At 35.6% G+C, this 19,527-nt stretch carries 20 protein-coding genes; 6 read left to right on the forward strand and 14 right to left on the reverse strand.

The window, feature by feature from the left end; genetic code table 11:
• Position 1: 1 nt before the first annotated feature.
• Positions 2 to 685, reverse strand: a complete 684-nt coding sequence (locus BOQ62_RS04245; protein WP_129037399.1) for a TIGR02117 family protein — start codon at positions 683 to 685, stop codon at positions 2 to 4.
• Positions 686 to 1,045: 360 nt separating this feature from the next.
• Positions 1,046 to 1,984, reverse strand: coding sequence for a tRNA epoxyqueuosine(34) reductase QueG (queG, locus tag BOQ62_RS04250; protein ID WP_129037401.1), 939 nt, complete (start codon positions 1,982 to 1,984; stop codon positions 1,046 to 1,048).
• Between the two features lie 163 nt (positions 1,985 to 2,147).
• Between queG and BOQ62_RS04255 the strand changes: the two genes are divergently transcribed.
• Both BOQ62_RS04255 and BOQ62_RS04260 read left to right on the forward strand, forming a co-directional pair.
• Positions 2,148 to 2,447, forward strand: coding sequence for a rhodanese-like domain-containing protein (locus tag BOQ62_RS04255; RefSeq protein ID WP_129037403.1), 300 nt, complete (start codon positions 2,148 to 2,150; stop codon positions 2,445 to 2,447).
• A 28-nt stretch (positions 2,448 to 2,475) separates the two neighbouring features.
• Positions 2,476 to 3,093, forward strand: a complete 618-nt coding sequence (locus BOQ62_RS04260; RefSeq protein WP_129037405.1) for a hypothetical protein — start codon at positions 2,476 to 2,478, stop codon at positions 3,091 to 3,093.
• 87 nt (positions 3,094 to 3,180) lie between these two features.
• Here the strand turns inward: BOQ62_RS04260 and BOQ62_RS04265 are convergent, their stop codons facing one another.
• The 6 genes from BOQ62_RS04265 to gldD form a co-directional block, all read right to left on the reverse strand.
• Complete coding sequence (locus BOQ62_RS04265) at positions 3,181 to 3,957, reverse strand: alpha/beta fold hydrolase (RefSeq protein ID WP_129037407.1); 777 nt, start codon at positions 3,955 to 3,957, stop codon at positions 3,181 to 3,183.
• Positions 3,958 to 3,972: 15 nt separating this feature from the next.
• The gene (locus BOQ62_RS04270) at positions 3,973 to 4,962 is read right to left on the reverse strand and encodes an NAD(P)H-dependent flavin oxidoreductase (RefSeq protein WP_228413665.1); all 990 of its coding nucleotides are present in this window, start codon (positions 4,960 to 4,962) and stop codon (positions 3,973 to 3,975) included.
• A 72-nt stretch (positions 4,963 to 5,034) separates the two neighbouring features.
• Positions 5,035 to 5,592 carry a hypothetical protein gene (locus tag BOQ62_RS04275; RefSeq protein WP_129037409.1) on the reverse strand — a complete coding sequence of 186 codons (558 nt, stop codon included), beginning with the start codon at positions 5,590 to 5,592 and terminating at the stop codon, positions 5,035 to 5,037.
• A 1-nt stretch (position 5,593) separates the two neighbouring features.
• The gene (locus BOQ62_RS04280) at positions 5,594 to 6,961 is read right to left on the reverse strand and encodes a peptidylprolyl isomerase (RefSeq protein ID WP_129037411.1); all 1,368 of its coding nucleotides are present in this window, start codon (positions 6,959 to 6,961) and stop codon (positions 5,594 to 5,596) included.
• A gap of 86 nt (positions 6,962 to 7,047) precedes the next feature.
• A complete protein-coding gene (locus BOQ62_RS04285; protein ID WP_079240824.1) occupies positions 7,048 to 7,971 on the reverse strand; it encodes a PfkB family carbohydrate kinase in 924 nt (307 codons plus the stop codon).
• Positions 7,972 to 7,998: 27 nt separating this feature from the next.
• A complete protein-coding gene (gene gldD, locus BOQ62_RS04290) occupies positions 7,999 to 8,556 on the reverse strand; it encodes a gliding motility lipoprotein GldD (RefSeq protein ID WP_034692119.1) in 558 nt (185 codons plus the stop codon).
• 225 nt (positions 8,557 to 8,781) lie between these two features.
• Here gldD and BOQ62_RS04295 point away from each other — a divergent pair, with 225 nt between their 5' ends.
• From BOQ62_RS04295 to BOQ62_RS04300, 3 genes are read left to right on the forward strand one after another with little or no spacing between them, the layout of a single operon-like run.
• On the forward strand, positions 8,782 to 9,306 hold the full coding sequence (locus tag BOQ62_RS04295) for a hypothetical protein (protein ID WP_129037413.1): 525 nt from the start codon (positions 8,782 to 8,784) through the stop codon (positions 9,304 to 9,306).
• Between the two features lies 1 nt (position 9,307).
• On the forward strand, positions 9,308 to 9,463 hold the full coding sequence (locus tag BOQ62_RS22370; protein WP_164976672.1) for a hypothetical protein: 156 nt from the start codon (positions 9,308 to 9,310) through the stop codon (positions 9,461 to 9,463).
• The gene (locus BOQ62_RS04300; RefSeq protein WP_129037415.1) at positions 9,460 to 9,750 is read left to right on the forward strand and encodes a helix-turn-helix domain-containing protein; all 291 of its coding nucleotides are present in this window, start codon (positions 9,460 to 9,462) and stop codon (positions 9,748 to 9,750) included. Before BOQ62_RS22370 ends, BOQ62_RS04300 begins: the two co-directional genes overlap by 4 nt.
• A 48-nt stretch (positions 9,751 to 9,798) precedes the next feature.
• Here BOQ62_RS04300 and mutY read toward each other — a convergent pair whose 3' ends face one another.
• The 4 genes from mutY to BOQ62_RS04320 form a co-directional block, all read right to left on the reverse strand.
• A complete protein-coding gene (mutY, locus tag BOQ62_RS04305; RefSeq protein WP_129037417.1) occupies positions 9,799 to 10,830 on the reverse strand; it encodes an A/G-specific adenine glycosylase in 1,032 nt (343 codons plus the stop codon).
• 141 nt (positions 10,831 to 10,971) lie between these two features.
• A complete protein-coding gene (locus tag BOQ62_RS04310) occupies positions 10,972 to 11,433 on the reverse strand; it encodes a hypothetical protein (protein ID WP_228413667.1) in 462 nt (153 codons plus the stop codon).
• 77 nt (positions 11,434 to 11,510) lie between these two features.
• A complete protein-coding gene (locus BOQ62_RS04315) occupies positions 11,511 to 12,872 on the reverse strand; it encodes a DUF5458 family protein (protein ID WP_105703168.1) in 1,362 nt (453 codons plus the stop codon).
• Positions 12,873 to 12,891: 19 nt separating this feature from the next.
• Complete coding sequence (locus BOQ62_RS04320) at positions 12,892 to 13,338, reverse strand: type VI secretion system contractile sheath small subunit (protein ID WP_164976673.1); 447 nt, start codon at positions 13,336 to 13,338, stop codon at positions 12,892 to 12,894.
• Positions 13,339 to 13,690: 352 nt separating this feature from the next.
• On the opposite strand from BOQ62_RS04320, the gene BOQ62_RS04325 reads away from it, so the two are divergent.
• On the forward strand, positions 13,691 to 14,737 hold the full coding sequence (locus tag BOQ62_RS04325) for a hypothetical protein (protein ID WP_129037449.1): 1,047 nt from the start codon (positions 13,691 to 13,693) through the stop codon (positions 14,735 to 14,737).
• Positions 14,738 to 14,797: 60 nt separating this feature from the next.
• Here BOQ62_RS04325 and BOQ62_RS04330 read toward each other — a convergent pair whose 3' ends face one another.
• Entirely contained in the window at positions 14,798 to 16,894 is a 2,097-nt protein-coding gene (locus BOQ62_RS04330; RefSeq protein WP_129037423.1) for a M13 family metallopeptidase, read from the reverse strand.
• A gap of 433 nt (positions 16,895 to 17,327) precedes the next feature.
• The gene (locus tag BOQ62_RS04335) at positions 17,328 to 19,385 is read right to left on the reverse strand and encodes a M13 family metallopeptidase (RefSeq protein ID WP_129037425.1); all 2,058 of its coding nucleotides are present in this window, start codon (positions 19,383 to 19,385) and stop codon (positions 17,328 to 17,330) included.
• Positions 19,386 to 19,527: the final 142 nt, after the last annotated feature.

Consider the following 19,527-nt stretch of genomic DNA (forward strand, 5'->3'; position numbering starts at 1 on the left):
ATTATTTATAGTGTTGAAAAATTCCAAAATCTGAAGGGGTCCAAAGTGCCGCTTTTTGTCCTGCAGCTTTTAAAGCGTTATTTGACCAGGTATTGCAAGTATACAGAAAGCTGTAAGTGCCTTTTGCATCATAAAAAGCATCATTGTCACTGTATACAGCATTTGTTGGGATCAGCATAAAGTTTCCTTTCTGATCTCTGTCAAATTTATCTTCTACATATTTTACTAAATTCTGATATTGATTTCTGCTGATCATGATCATTTTACAATCGTCTCCTTCTTTCATCGTATTATAGTATGTACAATGCATTGCAGAATCACTTAACCAAAATGCAGCTTTTACAGCTGTTGAAAATTTCAGATCTGCCCAAGTAGGTGTATCAAGGTAGAATCCTTTGTCTCCCCATCCTATTCCGATATACTGATAGTCTGTTTTTTTTGATTTTGTATTGGCAAAAGGAATTTTCTGGCTCCAATCCTGCAGATCATTTTTCACAGGCATTACGATATCGGTATGCACTCCATTGGTATAAATATAGATTGGAATTTCTTTCTTCTCTCCATCATCTTTTGCAGACACCGGAATATAAGGGATCAACAACCCCAGAATGACATAAATAATCACAATTCCCAAAATAATTCCTATCACTTTCAGGAGATACATTAATACACTTTTCACAGTCATGTTTTTTAATAAAATTTAATCTTTAATTTTTAGTAAAAGTATTTGTTTTAATCGAAAAATTGGCTATATTTAGTTACGAAATATTCATAAATATGCGTAAAAATACTAAATCCCAAAAAAGATTTAAAGTAAGAGTAAAAACTGCTCCTAAAAGAATACAAAAAAAACGTTGATTTTCGGTGAGATTTTAATCTCCTGAAAATCAATTTTTCTTTATAGGAAAGGTTTTTCAAGAAACTTATTGATGTAAATCTTTACCTCCTTAAAGCTAAAAATTTAAGGAATGGTCGACTATCAGCTCTGGTTTGGAACTACAAAAAATTCCAAAGGAGGGATTGTCACCAAAAGTTCAAAGAAAAATCAATCAGAAGACTTCTGCAAAAACTCAATATTTCTTTTGAGTCCTGCAAATTTGGTCCTTTTCACAGGTGATTTTCTGAAAATTTCAGAGAAAATTTCCTGGGTGATTTCCTTCCATTCTCCTTTTTTGAAGTTTTTCAAAGCTTCATTAGGTTGGAAACGGCTCTGTTTGTTGGGTGCTGAGAATCGGTTCCAGGGACATACATCCTGGCAGATATCGCAGCCGAACATCCAGTCTTCCATTTTATCTTTGAAATGGGCTGGAATTTCATCTTTCAATTCTATGGTTGCATAAGAAATGCAACGGCTCCCATCTATAATTTTCTCCGAAACAATAGCATCTGTAGGACAGGCATCAATACATTTTCTGCAGCTTCCGCAATGATCTGTAGTGGCATGATCCGGAATAAGCTCCAGGTCACAAATAATTTCGGCCAGAAAATAAAAAGAACCGCTTTGTTTGGTAATAAGATTGGCGTTTTTTCCTACCCAGCCTATTCCTGATTTTTTAGCCCAGGCTCTTTCTAAAACCGGGGCAGAATCTACAAAAACACGGAATCCGAACTCTCCTATTTCTTCCTGAAGTTCGGCAACCATTTCACGGAGAATTTCTTTAATTACTTCATGATAGTCTTCTGCATAAGCATATTTTGAGATTTTATAATTCTCTAATATTGAAATTTTTTCTTCGGGAAAGTAATTGTAGGAAAGTGAAATCACAGATTTGGAGCCTTCCACCAGAAGCCTTGGATCAAGTCTTTTGTCGAAATGATTTTCCATATATTTCATTTCACCGTTATAGTTGTTCTTGAGCCATTTTTCAAGACGCGGTGCTTCTTCTTCCAGAAAATCCGCTTTGGAAATACCACAGTTCTGGAATCCAAAACTTTTTGCCTTGGATTTTATCAGTTGGGAATATTTTTCAGCGCCAGCATTCATAATTTCACCCTGCAAAATTAAGATTATTTTATCAATCTTCTTGTTTTGCCGGAAGTTCATACCACAACTGGTTTCTTTTCTGAAAAATTATGTTTTCATTAGGATTTTTTCAAAAAAAATTTACGTAATTTCGTTTCTAATTTAATGTTTAAACCCAACAACTATGTCTTTAATAGAAATAATACAATCCGGAAACTATGAATTAATTGACGTTCGTGAGCCAATGGAGCTTGAAATGGACGGTAATATAGATGGTGCTAAGAATATTCCTCTAGGTGAGGTAGAAGACAGACAAGATGAGATTCTTTCTATTGAAAAGCCTGTTATCTTATTCTGCAGAAGTGGAAACAGAAGCGGAAAAGCATTGGATTATCTTACTGCTCAAGGATTAAAGGATGGTTATAACGGCGGCGGATGGGCTGATCTAAAGGCTGTTCTGGAAGCAAATCAGGGAACTTTTTAAAAGTTCCTTTTTTTATACCCTTATTTCTATGAATCTGAAAAGTCGATTTAAACAGCTTTGTTCTCCGTTTACAGAAGATCACCAACTAATCTATGATCTTTGGCAGGAGATTGAAACTAAATATTCTGAAAAAGGCAGACATTATCACAATCTTTTTCATCTTGAAAATATGTTCCGGGAGCTTGAAGCAGTGAGAATGAATATCTCAGATTTTACAGCTCTTTCTTTTTCAGTTTTCTACCATGATGTGATCTATGATGCAGCTTCCAAAGCTAATGAAGAGAAAAGTGCTGCTAAGGCGGTAAAAAGGCTTGCAGAGCTTCATATCCATCAAGATACAATTTCAATAATCTCTGAGCAGATTCTGGCTACAAAGTCGCATCATCGTTCTGATCATGAAGATACCAACTATCTTCTGGATGCTGATCTTTCAGTACTGGGCAAAGATTTTAAAACCTATCTGGAATACACTCAGAATATCAGAAAAGAATATTCTATTTATCCTGAATTTCTTTATAAACCGGGAAGAAAAAAAGTGCTTAAACATTTTCTGGAATTTGAAAGTATCTTTAAAACAGAATATTTTAAGGAAAAGTATGAAGCTCAGGCAAAGGAAAATATTGCAGCTGAACTTCGGTTACTTTAATTGAACAGTATATCTTTAAGTTTTCCCATTGAAAAAGACATCCTGATTACAAGATGTCTTATAAATATTGTTACCACTCATTCTGTATTAAAAAAAATTATTGATAAATTCCGCTGCTTTCCTCAGTACAAGCTCAGGAACTTCTTTGTGGGGTGTATGTCCTGTTTCAGGAATGATATATTTTTCTGCGTTTCCACTGACCTGAGTCACCGTTTTTTCAACCTGATCCAAGGTACCGTATTCATCTGCTTCTCCCTGAATAAATAACAATGGAGCAGTAATATCTTTCAACAAATATTCAATATTCCAGCCTCTGTAGTCATCTCGCGTCCAGGTTTCTGTCCAGGCTTTGAATAACGTATCTACTTTATCTCCGTGATACTTTTGTAAACGTTCTGGAAGATTGCTCGTTTTGTAAGCATCCCAGGCATCATAAACTCCTTTCAACGTTACGTCTTCCACAAAGATATGTCCGGCTTCACAGATAACGGCTCTTACCCATTCCGGATAAACCGCTGCCATAATCAGGGCGATTGTTCCTCCATCACTATGTCCGAATAAAATAACATCCTCAATATCAGGTTCAATTTCAAGCAAGAGTTCATTCAATACATGAGCTTCCAGTGCCATATAATTTACAGGTCTTACATGAGTAGGCATAGGGTCTGATTTTCCATATCCTAACCTGTCATAGACCAAAACATTGCATCCTGTATGCTCAGACAGCTTAGCAGGAAAATCTCTCCAAAGCTGTACTGAACCTAATGAATCATGCAGAAAAACAATGGTTGGCCTGCCCTCAAACGGATTATGGTGTTCTATATATAATTTGTTTCCCTTTACATCAATTATTCTTCCTTCCATTGAATAAAATTATATTTAAAAAGTGGGCATTTTTGTTTCTTCAAATTCTTTTAACAAGTGACTGAAAACAGCTTCCACCGGAAGAATTTCATCAATTAAAGCAGAAACCTGACCTATCTCAAGTTCTCCATCTTCCATATCTCCTTCAAACATTCCTCGCTTTGCTCTGGCTCTTCCTAATGAGGCAATTAACGCGTCCTTATCTCTTCCGTTCAGGTAGATATCTTCCAGTTCATTGAAGAATTTATTTTTAACCATTCTTACAGGTGCCAATTCTTTCAAAGTAAGGTGAGTGTCTCCTTCCTGTAATTCTGTGATTTTCTTTTTCCAGTTTTCATGGGCGCTGGCTTCTGTAGTAGCTGCAAAACGGGAACCGATCTGTACACCGTCTGCCCCAAGCATCATTGCAGCCTTGATCTGTGAACCTAAGGCAATTCCGCCTGCTGCAATTAAGGGTTTAGAAATATGCTTTTTTACGTTCGGGATAAGGCAAAAAGTTGTTGTTTCATCTCTTCCATTATGACCTCCTGCTTCGAAACCTTCTGCAACAATGGCATCTACTCCGGCATCTTCACATTTTACAGCAAATTTGGTGGAAGAAACTACATGAGCTACTTTTATTCCTTCTTTCTGAAGCGTTTCTGTATAAGTTTTTGGATTCCCTGCAGATGTAAATACAATTTTCACTCCTTCTTCAAGGATAATCTGAATAATTTCATCAATATTAGGATACAACATAGGTACATTTACCCCGAAAGGTTTATCTGTTGCCTGTTTGCATTTTTGAATATTTTCTCTCAGAATGTCAGGATACATACTTCCTGCACCTATGATTCCCAATCCACCACAGTTAGAAACGGCTGAAGCCAGCCTCCATCCGGAGTGCCAGATCATTCCTGCTTGAATAATCGGATATTTAATATTAAAAAGGTGTGAAATTCTATTGTGTGTAGCTTCCATCTCATGAAGTTTTTTTGCAGCGTTGAAATCTATAAAATTGCTCATGTGTAAAAATACTAAAAACAACGATTTCCAGAGCCTTCAATTGATTAAAAATATACAGGAAAACAGATATATTTATTTTTCATACTGCTCCAAAACACTATCAATAATTGGGCTAATATTTAAAAATCTTTGAGCGAGTTCATTGACGGCCTTTTCTATAGTATCTTCCTCTAATTCCAACCAACCTTCCATTAATGTCAGTGGGCCATAATTTACCTTTACATTAGGCCAGTCATTCTGATATTTTAAAAACTCTTTTCTGAAATTTTGTGCAAAATCTCTGGCTGGTATTTTATAGTGTTTCAAAGTTCTTAGTTTAAAAGCATGGATGTTATAATACATTTTATTTTCCCGGATAGTCTCATCATTCACCCAGACTGAAAAGAAAATCCTTCCTTCAGCATCTAAAGGTGATTGTGGGTTTCCAGACCATTCCGGTTTGTAAACTTTAAGGGCAACCGATTCTAAAACTATGTCTACAGACAATTTCAACCCATTATTGAGAAGGATTTCTTCAGGGATCTTGGATACTGCCTGGTAAAATTTCTTTAGATAAAAATCATAGTTCATACTTTTAGTTTTTGTAAATATATCAATAAAAAAACCTTCAGGAGTTCTGAAGGTTTTCATTTTATTTTGTCATGGATTGTTTCTTCCAGTTAGACTTAAAGCTACAGCTGTCGTAGCGTCCGTCAATAGAAATAAAAGTTGTTGGTAATTTAGAATTGACAAACTTTTCAATCATTTCACCTTTCTTTTTGTTCAGTGCCATCTGCTTGATTCTGCTGAAGTCTGTTTCCAGTGTAATCTGGTGAGTAGGAATCACATCATCAATTTTAATGATTTTGATCTGCTTTCTCTTATTTTCTTCATCTTCAAAAGCAGTAGTGATATCTCCTTTGTTCAATCCTGCTAATTCGTAGCTGATTGTCCCCGGGATACTTTCTCTTTCAATCTTATCAGAACCATCTGCTCCAGGAATTACCCCAGCGTTGAATTTTGTTCTTTTATCATCTGAAAATTTAAAAGCAGCATCTTTAAATGTCATCTTTCCATCCATAATAAGTCCTCTGATACTGTCTAATTTTGCTTTTGCTGATTTAATCTCCTCATCAGTAGGGGTAGCTTTCAACAGGATGTGTCTTGCATCATATACCTTACCTGATCTTTTCAGCAATTGGATAATATGGAATCCGAATTCAGATTCGATAGGATCTGAAATTTCATTTTCCTGAAGGTTCAAAGCAGCAGCCTCGAACGGCTTCACCATTTGTCCTTTGTTGATATTTTTATATAAACCACCATTGGCAGCTGATCCTTCATCTTCAGAATAAATTCTTGCCTGGCTTTCAAAAGTTTCACCTCCTGCAATATCTTGCTTGATTTTTTTCAATCTGTTGATCAGCTCTTGTTTATGAGCTTCCGTTAATGTAGGATAGATCATAATCTGCGCCAGGGTAACTTCGTCTTTTACCTGTGGCAGCTGAGTTTTATACATATTATAAAAGTCAGTTACCTCATTTGGAGTTACATCAGCTTTATCAGTAATTCTCTGGTATTTTGCCTGTCCATAGTACTGGTCTGTATCTATTTTTTCAATAGCATTTTTCAGTTCATAAGCATTTCTGAACTTATAGGCAGCAAGCATCGTTTTTTCGTCCGGAAATTGAGAAAGCATCTGACGGTATTTTGCATTTGCCTGTTCTTTGATAGCTGCAGAACGGTTTTCAATTAAGGTATCTTTTTTGGCTTCGAATACAAGAAGCTTGTTGCTGATAAGGTTTTCCAGGAACTCACATTTGTCTGTGTTGGCAGCTCCCTGCTGTTTCCCATAATTCATTTGCTCGATTACATCAGATTCCAATACAATCTCATCCCCGATAACAGCTGCAATACCATCCACCAAATCTCCTTGTTTTAGCTGGGCATTCATCATATTTGAAGAGAATATCATGATGAAAACCCCAAGAAGAAAAGTGATTTTTAGTTTATTTGTCATTTTACTATTTTAACAAGTTGCAAATTTAGAATTCTTAACGAATTTCACTCAATTTTTTATTATAAATATTTCTTAAAAAGACTTATTTACTGCAGTTCAACATCAAAAGTCGTTAATTCTTTGAATTGTCTCAATCTGCTGAACATATCTGCTTCGTTAACTTCCTCTATTCTTTCTGTTCCGAATTTCTCAACAGTGAAAGAAGCCATTGCAGATCCTACGATAAGGGCAGACTTCATCGTTTCGAAATCAATTTTCCCTTTTTTAGCAAGATATGCTGCGAAACCTCCTGCAAATGTATCACCAGCTCCTGTTGGGTCAAAAACATCTTCTAAAGGAAGTGCCGGGATTGCAAATACTTTATTATCGTGGAAAAGTAAAGCTCCGTGCTCTCCTTTTTTGATGATTACATATTCAGGACCCATTGTGTGGATCTTTTTAGCTGCTTTTACTAAAGAATATTCTCCTGAAAGCTGTCTTGCTTCTTCATCATTGATGGTAATTACGTCTGTTTTCGCAATCATATCCATTAAGATATCCCATGCAGAATCCATCCAGAAGTTCATGGTATCAAGGATAACCAGTTTAGGACGGTTGTTCATTTTTTCAAGTACAGATAGCTGAACTCCAGGGTGTAGGTTTCCAAGTAATAAAATTTCGGCATCCTGCATTGAATCCGGGATTTTCGGATCAAAGTTTTCCAGTACATTTACTTCTGTAGCCAAAGTATCTCTTGTATTCAGGTCATTATGATATTTTCCGGACCAGAAGAATGTTTTTCCTTCTTTTACGATTTCAATTCCCTCGATGTTTACATCTCTGTCTGTGAACATATCAAGATGTTCTTGTGGAAAGTCTCCTCCTACTACAGAAACGATTCCGGATTTAACGCCTAAAATTGATGAGGTGATTCCGATATAAGTGGCTGCACCTCCTAAAATTTTGTCCGTTTTACCAAATGGTGTTTCAATTGCATCAAATGCAACACTTCCTACAACTAAAAGTTTCATATATTTTTCAATGTATATTAAAAGTAATTATTTTTTCCATTCAAAAGTGTCCAGCAGGTGTTTCATATCATTTTTGATATAATTTACTGCAGGAGCAAGAGAGTCCGGTTTCGGTCTCGTATTAAAGTATAAGTAAGCAGTAACGAAGTGTTTCGTACTGTCTGTAATGTAAAACTGAAGATTGGAAGCACTCTGCCCTTTCAGCTCATAGAAGTTCCCGTATACTTTCTTTTCAGGGTATTCGAAGGATTTTGTATCTATGGAACTGGCTTTGATGGTATGTTCGTATACCATTTTTTCCGCTTCCTTGATGTGATCTGCAAAGTCGTTTTGTATCGGATAATAAGTAACAAAAAGCTTTGCCTTCATTTTAGGATAATTCAGATAGAACCAGCAAGGTTTCTTGGCAGGTGCAATGGAAGCAAAGTCCGAATATTCAAAGGTATAGGCACAATCGTTTTCAAACTTTTGGTATTTCGGTGCAGGATATTCAAGACGCAGTTCTCCATAAGGTTTTGGTGAAGGGTCTTTTCCACATGAAATTAAAAGCAGTGATACAAAAATAAAAATGACTTTTTTAATCATTTTGCAAAAGTACAAATTAGATTTCAGATTTCGGAAGACAAATTTCAGTCTTTCAGAGCGTTTTGAAATTAATAACTTTCATAACAATGATGTTAAAAAAACACTCTAATTTAAACAGATTTAATTAAAAACAAAGTCTTAAACAAAAATTAGTTTATTAAATTTTATAAAATAAATTTGCTTAATATTTAACTATTCCTTAAATTTGCAATACATAAAAGTAATATGTACAGCTTAACAAGTAAAGATTTAGAAAAAGCATTAGATAATTGCTCATATGTGGAATCCCATAAGGATTCTACCACAAAGTTAATGGAACAAATTGAAAAACTTCAAAAAATTATTAGTTCCGATAAGTGGGTAAGTATTTATGAAAATTGGACTAAGTATCAATCAATATTATTAAGCCAAAAAATATTGGATGAGGCTAATCGTATAAGCCGATTAGTGAAAAAAATTAAACAAAAATATAAGAGTTTAAATTCAAATGAATCTAAAGATATTTTTCCATTATTGAAAAAGATTCTAAAAAAAACCAATTCTTTCATAAAAAAGATTTTCAGACCTTTTAAGATTAATGATCGTCGAAAATTAATTTTTATGCTGAAAAACTTTTTCAGACATTTCGATGATGAGGAAGATTCAAAAATTAATAATAGGCCTAAACTAATTATTAATTTTAATCTTTCAAAAAATGAATTCAAAAACAGAATTAAAACAACAAATAAATTATGCTCTGACACAATTTGAAATGTCAGAAGAAGTTAGACATTTATTAATCAGTTTAAATAATGATTTAGAAAAAGATATTAATGAATGTCAAAAAATGCAAATGTGGTTAAAGTGGGTTTCACTATTTAAAGATTTAACTCTAGTAGCACTAAATATTTATCAAGAATCAGAATGACAATAGGACAAGTAATTAAGTTATTGCTTAAAAAAAAGAATATCACTCAGATAGATCTTGCAAAGCAGATTGGTAAAAGCACTACCGCTGTTTCACAAATAATAACAGGGCGATATAACCCAACTTCTGAAACCTTAGAAAAAATTTCAAAGGCATTAGATGTTCCTATCCCAGTGATACATTTTCTAACAATATCAGATGATGATATTCCGGAAGACAAAAAGCAATTGTATAATTTACTTGCTCCATCTATGAACAAATTTCTAAATGATATCTTTGAAATTTAATAATTAAATCCTGCTAATATGATAGCAGGATTTAATTTTAAGTAACAATTATTTGAAAATATTTTGAATGTAATTTTCCAGAGGCTTCGGAAATGATTTTTCATGAGAGCCCTCCACATCTGTGATCAGGTATTGTTTTTCAGCGATAAAATCATTCCATATTTTCTCAGAAGTAACCTCAACATTCCATATTTCAATACTTAAGTTCTTGTGGGTCAGTTTATGATTAACTGTTTTTGAACCTGTAATAAAAGTTTTCATATCTGAAGAAATGGTATCAGGAAATTCAAATAATTTTTTCCAGATGAAGTCATCTCCTCTTTGACGGATCAGAAATTGTCCGTTTTTGTGAACAAAATAATAGGTCAACGCGAGATCTTCTGCTTTCACTTTTTTTGTTTTTACAGGGTAAGCGGAAACTTTTTGAGTGGAAAATGCCAAACAGTCTTTATTCAGAGGACATTCTCCACACAATGGATTTTTGGGTTTACAGATCTCTGAACCAATATCCATCATTGCCTGATTAAAATCTCCCATGTTTTCCGGCATCACCAAAGCAGCCAGCTCAGAAAAATAGGTAAACGCTTTTGAATTGGAGATATCAAAATCATCTGCAAAAAGACGGCTTAGAACACGGTAGAAATTTCCGTCCACAGCAGGCATTTTTCCGTCAAAACAGATACTTGAGACCGCTGCTGCAGTATACTTCCCTACTCCTTTTAATTTTAGAATTTCTTCATATTGGTTTGGAAAAATACCATGATAATCATTCATGATCTGCTGGGCAGCTTTATGAATATTGATAGCTCTAGAATAATAACCCAATCCTTTCCAATACAATAAAACTTCGTTTTCGTCGGCTTTTGCCAAAGTTTTTACATCGGGAAATCGTTTAATGAAATTATTATAGTGATTCAAACCCTGATTGATCCTCGTCTGCTGAAATACAATTTCACAGATCCAGATTTTGTAGGGATCTTTTGTCTGTCTGAAAGGCAGATCTCTTGCATTATTTTTATACCATTCAAGGATTTTGCTGCCAATATGCAGAAAATCTGAACTTCGGTTATCCTTCTCCAAAAATTTTTGTTTTGCTTTTATGAGATACTTCGACTTCGCTCAGTATGACATTGCTAATACCAACCGTTTTCAATAAACGAATGTTATTTACTGTCTTATGCATTGCGGAGTCAAAGCATTTTGTATCTGCAAAGATAAAACTTATTTACCAGCTTTAACAGAATATACGGGAGCGGCCTTTAACCACTGATATTTCAGGTTTCTGTCTTTGGCAATAAAACGATAACCATCCAGTTTTTTCAGATAAACGTACATGGAATCGGTGCTTTTTATCTTTAACTTATATTGGGATAAAAACATCATTGGCATATCTACTGTAGAATCTCTTACCGTTTTCAATACTTTCCCTGACCTTACTTTATAAAGAAAGAATGATTTTCCACGGCCTTTTGAACTGTCTGTCAGCTTTACATCTGAACTTGTGATAACGAGTTCACTGCCGTCAAAGCATTCGTCTTTATTCATAATGTAGGCTTTACCTTCCTGGCGTTCCTGTGCGAAAAGGTCATTTTCGTAAGTGCCGGGACTTTGGTATTTTTTTTCACAGCTTATTAAAATGACCATCAGTGTAGCGGGTAAGCCAATGATAAGCTTTTTATTCATATTCAATTTCATAGGTGTTGGTTGAAAAAAACCGATGTAAAATTGCATCGGTTTTTGTTATGTAAAGTATGTTGATGTTACTCCTGAGTATATTCTGCATCCCATTCGTTACCATCATCTCCTTTGTGTCCGTCAAGTTTAATAACAAAACTTTTTGTAGGGAAATAAGGGGTCATACGGATATCCAGCCATACTCTGTCTTTGTTTACTCTATCCTGCTCGAAGCGAACAATTTTGAATTTTTCGATCAATTTGTCCGGTCCTTTGATATTGTCAAGGAAGGTTACAATTTGTCTTCTTAAATCGTCTTCATTTTTAGCATTCCAGTTTTCGAAAGCTCTTCTGTTCAGGAAGTCAAGCAATACTTTGGTTACATAGTCGAATACACGCACTACGGAATACGTCTGCAGACCAATATTGTCTCCTGTAAATAAGGTCTTCGCAGAGAAAGCCATAATTTTTCCGTACTCGTTTACCATTGGTACAAGACCCATTTTTTCCAACTGAGAAATTTCACTTTTCTTCAGTTCGAATTTTACTGCGTCTACTTCGTTGATGTTACCATGTTTTTTACCTGCTGCTACCTGAGACATCAGTGTTTTATGGATTTTTCCGGCTAATGAAGTGGAAGGTGGAAGCTCTACGTTTTCTTCTTCCCCTACTTCTTCAGCTTTACCACGTCCTACCAGCCAGTTACACGTCATGATAACGTTACTTCTGTGAAGCTCACCTCCTGTAAGGTTTGCAGAGTGGAATAAATCTACCACGTCATCCGGCTTGTCAAGGTTGGCGAAGTCTGTAACCATCATTACTTTGTTTTCGTTACAGATTTTTGCCCATTTCTCAATTACTTTATTAGATCCTAAATATCCTGGTATTGCCAGGATTGAGTAGTTATCTCTAAGATCAAGACGGTCGTAATAATTTTTGAATTCTTCTGAGATTGCATCAATGAACAAAGGGTTATCCAGATCGGAAACCTGCTCAAGGCTTGCATTTACGATACTTACGTTATCCACTTTATCCAATTCTGTGTTTTTGTAGAATTGCGCTACTGTTCTGTAGTTGGTTTCCAACAGACGAACGGCATCCAGTGTATTTTTTAAGTTTGTTTTTAAGTTTTGATCGGCCTGTTGTGCTTTACTTTTACACGTATCAGCCATTTTATCTGCAGATTCACTCCCTTCTAAAAGGTTTACCCAAAGATTGATCTTCTGAAGAAGTTCTTTTCTTTCGTCTGCTTTATTGCTGTCATTCAGGAAGATTTCTTTTCTTGCCTTTCTTGTTGGGTTCATATTGGCGATACCGTCTACAACGGATTCAACAAAGCCAAAACCACCCATTTTATTGAGCTCCGCAAGCGGGTTGCCTTTCGGCTGCCCTGAATGTTGCTGCTGCCCCTGTTGTTGGCTTTCTTGTGCCTGTAATTTGCTATCCATGATTTAATGTAGTCTTTAATTATTTTTCAAGTTCTTGTGCCACTTCTTTCAATACCTCTACGAACGCAGCTCTTGTTTGATCGTTCTCCAGCATGTTGCGTAGAATTTTGTTGGTTTTCAGCTGACGTACTATTTTATTGTACTGCTCCTGTTCCATGCTCAGCTGCTGCAGATAATCTGACTTCTGAGTAAGGCTTTTAGGGGTAAAGTCTCCAAGGTTTTGAAAACGGAATTCTTCTTCTACCATTCCACCATCTTCTGTTTCGTGCTGTACAGATATTGCTGGCTGAAAATGTTTGAAAACGTCTTCCACTGTTTTTAATCCTGTTACGATTTCAGGAGTATAAGACTCTTCTGTTGTAAGTTGGCTTACTATCAGTGATTTATTTTCCTGTATTTCCTGAATAGCTTCATTAGCGTCTACTTTTACCTCGTTTCCGCCAACACCATAATTAAACATTGCCATATTATTGTTATTTTGAGATTTATTAATTTGGTTTGGATCTGTCTTTGAGTAATTTACTGATGAATCAAATAAATTACCAATCCAGTGTTTAAATTTAAAAAAAACTGTAACATAAAAAATTTTACTAAGATTTTTATTGAATCATCTCAATTCATTTACATTTATTCAACATAAAATCACCATATTACGATATCACTAAGCTATGAAAAAATAAATAAAAAGATTCAAGAAAAAATAAATAAAATTTTACCCACTCTACTTTTATACAAAAGCATCAAATGAATGTTAAAATAAGAATTCCCCAGAGATCACAAAAAAATATTCTTTATATTTAATGAAAGTGAACAGTGTCATGAAAGATGTAAAAATAGCGTTCAGAAAACCGATATTTCCAGTTTCAGAAGCATTACAACAATATTTAGAAAAATATAACAGAACCACCAAAATCAAGTTTCTGTATGAAGACCTCTTAAGATTTAGTGATAGTGTAAGAATTCTGGATAAAGACGGAAAAGATACTTTGTGGCTGGGTGTATTGTATCCTGAATATGAGTTTAAAGAAATAGAGGCTAACTTAAATAAGATTTATACCCTTCTCCATTCTGATGGGGACATTGCTACTTTACCTTACCTGAAAGTAGATACTATCGACTTTTGTACGTTTGGAAATTCTAAGCCTTTCCGGGTTCGCGTGAGAAATGTTCTTAATGATAATTATACTTATTTTTATATTAAACAGGCTGATGCTTCCCGAATATTTGGTCTGGAGCTTGAAGACCTGCTTTCTCCCAACCGGATAAACTTTCTGGTTTATAAAAATACTTTGATTGAGGAACATATTCTGGGAATTCCCGGTGATGTTTTCATTCAGAAACATCTATTCAATTGTACAGAACTGGAAAAGGCACAGATTTCCAAGGAGTTTGTGAAATTCAATGAGCGTTGTCTTATTGGTCTTCTTGGTGACATGCGTTCTTATAATTATGTGGTAATTCCTATTCATGATTTTGACCAGGTTATTTATAGAATACGCCCCATTGATTTTGATCAACAGTCTTATGAGGGGAATTTGAAAGTGTATCTTCCGCAATATTTTAAAGAGAATAATCAAATGGTGAATATGGTACTGGAAAAACTGAAACCCAGTTCTATAGAACAATACCGTAAAGAGGTACGTTCACAGATCGTAAAAAGAGTGACCAGCAGCCAAAACAGATTTGATGAGCTTATTTCTATTATGAAAAAAGATAATATTGCTCCTGAGGCTAATGTGACAGAATTAAGTACAGCTTTACGGAAACTCACCTACGATGTGAATTTCAAGTATTGTAAAACCATGGGAGAAATTATAGAAACCGGAATCAAGTTTGTGCTCCGGAATTATAAGAAAGAATATTAAAAGAGAATCCGCTTCGTAATTGAAGCAGATTCTTTCTTTTCTAACAATTTTCGGGTAAAATTACCAGATTTTTATTCTGTCCTGAGGAGCTTTATACAATTTGTCCCCCGGTTTGATATCAAATGCTTTGATGAATGAATCCTGATTTACAAGTGGTCCAAAAGCTCTGAACATTCCCGGAGAGTGTGGGTCTGTTTTCACCTGATTGATCATATACTGATCGGTAGCTTTGGTTCTCCAAACAGTAGCCCAGCTCATGAAGAATCTCTGATCCTGAGTGAATCCGCTGATTTTTCCCGGGTTTCCTTTATCTTTTAAATACATTTGAAGGGCATCGTAAGCTACTGCTACTCCACCTAAGTCACCGATATTTTCACCACTTGTAAATTTACCGTTCACGAAGCTTCCTTTTACAGGTTCGTAAGCACTGTACTGAGCGGCTAACTGACCTACTTTTGCATCAAAGTTTTTACGGTCTGCATCACTCCACCAGTTATTCAGGTTACCATCTCCATCGAAACGCGAACCACTGTCGTCAAATCCGTGAGAAATTTCGTGACCGATAACGGCTCCTATCCCTCCGAAGTTTACAGCTGCGTCAGCTTTAGGATTGTAGAAAGGCGGCTGAAGAATTGCTGCAGGGAATACAATTTCGTTGTTTGATCCGCTGTAGTAAGCATTTACAGTTTGTGGAGACATTCCCCATTCTGTTTTATCAACAGGCTTTCCTACTTTGTCCAGACTTCTCTGGTATTGCCATGCTGCTACATTCTGCAGGTTAGAATATAAAGTAGCACCTTCTTTTGGAGATTCTACTTTTAATTGAGTATAATCTTTCCATTTATCCGGATAAGCAATTTTTACGGTAAACTTGGATAGTTTTTCCTGAGCTTTTACTTTGGTTTCAGGAGACATCCAGTCTATATTCGCGATGTGTGTTTTGAATGATTTTAGAAGGTAATCAATATACGTTTCCATCTGCTTTTTAGCTTCCGGAGTGAAATATTTGTCTACATACAGTTTTCCGAAAGCTTCACCAAGAACACCATTCACAAGGGTAAGCCCTCTTTTGTTCATGGGGCGCTGCTCTTTCTGTCCCTGTAAATATTTAGCATAGAAATCAAATCTGATCTGTTCTAAGCTGTCATCCAGATTGCTTGCATTTCCGTTGATGATATGGTATTTCAGATAGTCTTTTAATAAAGGAAGATTTTTCTGCGTAATGAACTGATCCATATTCTGGTAATATTTCAGTTCTCCAATGATTACTCTGTCTGTGTTTACTCCTGCATCTTTAAGATATTTGGCAAGGTCTACGTTTTTTACAAGTCCTGATAATTCTGATACCTTTTTAGGGTTATATCTTAAATTAGCATCTCTGTTCTGCTCAAGAGTCAATAAATAATTGGCAAGCTGCTTTTCAAAGTCTACCACATTTTGTGCAGCCTGAGGAGAATTTTTATATCCTAAAACTCCGAATAGTTTTCCAACGTAGGTTTGATATTCTGCCAGTGTTTTAGTATTGGCATCATTTACTTTCTGGTAATAATCTCTTCCAAGACCTAGATCCGGACCGCCAAGATACACTGCATTCATGTTGGAATTCTTCATATCAGCACCTACTCTCCATCCATAGAAAGAGTTGTCGCCTAATTTTGTAGCTTCCAAAAGATATTTCTGAAGATCACCAAGACTTTTAATAGCATCTACCTTGGCAAGATCAGCTTTGATAGGAGCCAAACCTTCTGCATTTCTTTTATTGGTATCCATAAAAGAGGCATACAGATTCTGGATTTTCTGGCCTTCAGATCCGGCAGGATATGATTCTGTAAGAATTTTGTTTAAGATATCTAATGAAGCATCATCCACATTTTCTCTCAACGCATTGAAAGAACCCCAATTGGCTTTATCAGAAGGAATTTGAGTAGTTTTCACCCAATTTCCGTTCACATAGCTAAAAAAGTCATCCTGCGGGCGGACACTGGTATCCATATACGATAAATTGATCCCCTCTTCTTTTGCTTCTTCTTTTACCGGTTCAGCTACTTTTGCTGTAGCTTCTGTTTTATTGTCTGTCCCTGCAGTCTTTGCTGCTCCACAAGAATTAAGAAATACAATACCCGAAAGGGCAAGTATTCCAATATTTAGCTTTTTCATTAAAGATAATTTTTGATTTTACACAAACTTATCAAATATACAAACTTTAATGATATGTTATGACTGATATTTATATATGGGTGAAAATTGAAGATGGGATTGAAAGTTTAAGGTTTAAGGTTTAAGGTTTAAGGTTTAAGGTTTAAGGTTTAAAGTTCATCGTTTAATGTTTGGTGCTATTGGGTAGACCACCCCGTCAAAAATTCTTTGAATTTTTGCCACCCCTCCGTGGGAGGGGAATGATGGAAGCCGTTATTGTAAAGAATCTCCCATCGATTCCATATCACATCCCCTATTACTTATTACTTATTACTTATTACTTATTACCTATTTTCCTTAATCCCTAAAACCTGCTACCTATCACCTGCTACCTATCATCTATTACCTGCTACCTAAAAAAACAAAACCGCCCATTGCTGAGCGGTTGTTATTGTTACCAGATTTTGATTCTTTCTTCCGGAGTTTTGTAGAGTTTGTCTCCTTTTTTCACATCGAATGCTTTGTAGAAAGCGTCAACGTTAATAAGTGGACCAAAACTTCTGAAATATCCTGGAGAGTGCGGGTCAGTTTTCACCTGATTCACCATATATTTCTCGCTTGATAATGTTCTCCAAACGGTTGCCCAGCTTAGGAAGAATCTCTGATCCTGAGTGAATCCACTGATTTTCCCTGGGTTTCCTTTGTCTTTCAGATACATTTGAAGAGCGTCATAAGCAATGTTTACACCTCCTAAGTCAGCGATATTTTCACCGTTTGTGAAAGTTCCGTTTACAAAAGTTCCTTTTACAGGCTCGTATTTGTCATATTGAGAAGCAAGAGCTTTTGTAGCTTTTTCGAAATTTGCTTTATCTTCCGGAGTCCACCAGTCTACCAAGTTACCGTCAGCATCGAACTGTGCTCCTGAATCATCAAATCCGTGGCTCATTTCGTGACCGATAACCGCACCGATACCTCCGAAGTTTACCGCAGCATCAGCTTTAGGGTTAAAGAATGGCGGCTGAAGGATCGCTGCAGGGAATACAATCTCGTTATTTACCGGGTTGTAATAGGCATTTACAGTCTGTGGAGTCATTCCCCATTCTGTTTTATCCACTGGCTTACCAATTTTAGCTAAATCTTTATTGTACTGCCATTCTCCGATATTCTGAAGGTTTTTGTAAAGGTTTCCTCCATTCGCTTCAGAAACGATATTTAATTTTGAATAGTCTTTCCATTTGTCAGGATAAGCTACTTTTACAGTGAACTTGTTCAGCTTCTGCATTGCTTTTTCCTTAGTTGTAGAAGACATCCAAGCTAAGTTATTGATGTGAACGGCAAAACTTTTCTTTAAATAATCGATCAATTCTACCATCTGAGCTTTTGCTTCAGCCGGGAAATATTTCTCAACATATAATTTTCCGAAAGCTTCTCCTAAAGAACCATTGATCAACTCAAAACCTCTCTTGTTAAGAGCTCTTTGTTCCTGTTGTCCTCTAAGATATTTACCATAGAAAGCAAACTTCATGTTGCCTAAGTTTTCGCTTAAGTAAGAAGCACTTCCATGGATCATGTGGAATTTCAGATAATCCTTGATCACAGGAAGATTCTGAGCATTTACTAATTTATCGAAGCTCTTATAGAATCCTAATTCACTGATAATTACTTTATCAGAATTTACCCCTACTTTTTTAAGGTAACCTGGAAGGTCAACATTTTTCACCAAAGCAGAAAGTTCAGCCATTGTCTCAGGGTTGTACTGAAGAGTGTTATCACGGCTCTGCTCATTGGTCAGGTAAGTCTGTGCGATGCTTTTTTCATAATTAACGATACCTTTTGCTGCTTCATCAGCATTTTTGTATCCTAATTCTTTTAGCATTGAAGCTACATATTTCTGATATTCAGCAATCGCTTCTGTATTTTTCTCGTTTACTTTCTGATAGTAATCTCTTCCTAAGCCTAGAGAAGGATTTCCTAAGTAAACTGCATTCATTTTAGAATCTTTAAGGTCTGCATCTACTCCCCATCCGTAAAAAACGTTTTCACCTTCTTTCGTTACAGAAGTCAGGTAGTTCTGAAGATCAGCCATATTTTTAATAGCATCAATCTTATTCAGATTTTCCTGGATTGGTTTGATTCCGTCTGCATTTCTCTTCTGCATGTTCATGTAAGTAGCATACAGGTCCTGAATTTTTTTCCCTTCGCTTCCGTCAGCAAATTTATCTTTCAGAAGAGAGTTCAGGATGGTCATGGAATTGTTATCCGTATCCTCAGCCAGTTTGTTGAAGCTTCCCCAAGTTGGTTTGTCAGATGGAATTTTGGCTGTTTTCATCCAAGTTCCACTCACATAGTTATAAAAATCATCCTGAGGACGTACTGAAGTGTCCATCAAGCTAAGGTCTAAACCTTTGTCTGTGTTATTCACTGCTACTTTAGCAGCTTTAGCTTGTGCGCTCATCGTAGTCTGAGTGCAGATCCCTGCTATTAAAAACAAAGAAAGCGTTATTTTTTTCATTATGATAACAATTTTTAGAATATGTATGATTTATTTCGTATTTGTTACTTGAATATGAAAACAAATTTAAATAAATAACATGAAAGTATTATAAGTGGGAAGTTGGAAACAGGAAGCTGGAAGTTATTAAAGTCATAAAACA

The sequence above is a fragment of the Chryseobacterium sp. CH21 genome (genome assembly GCF_004119445.1).
In the GTDB taxonomy this organism is placed as follows: domain Bacteria; phylum Bacteroidota; class Bacteroidia; order Flavobacteriales; family Weeksellaceae; genus Chryseobacterium.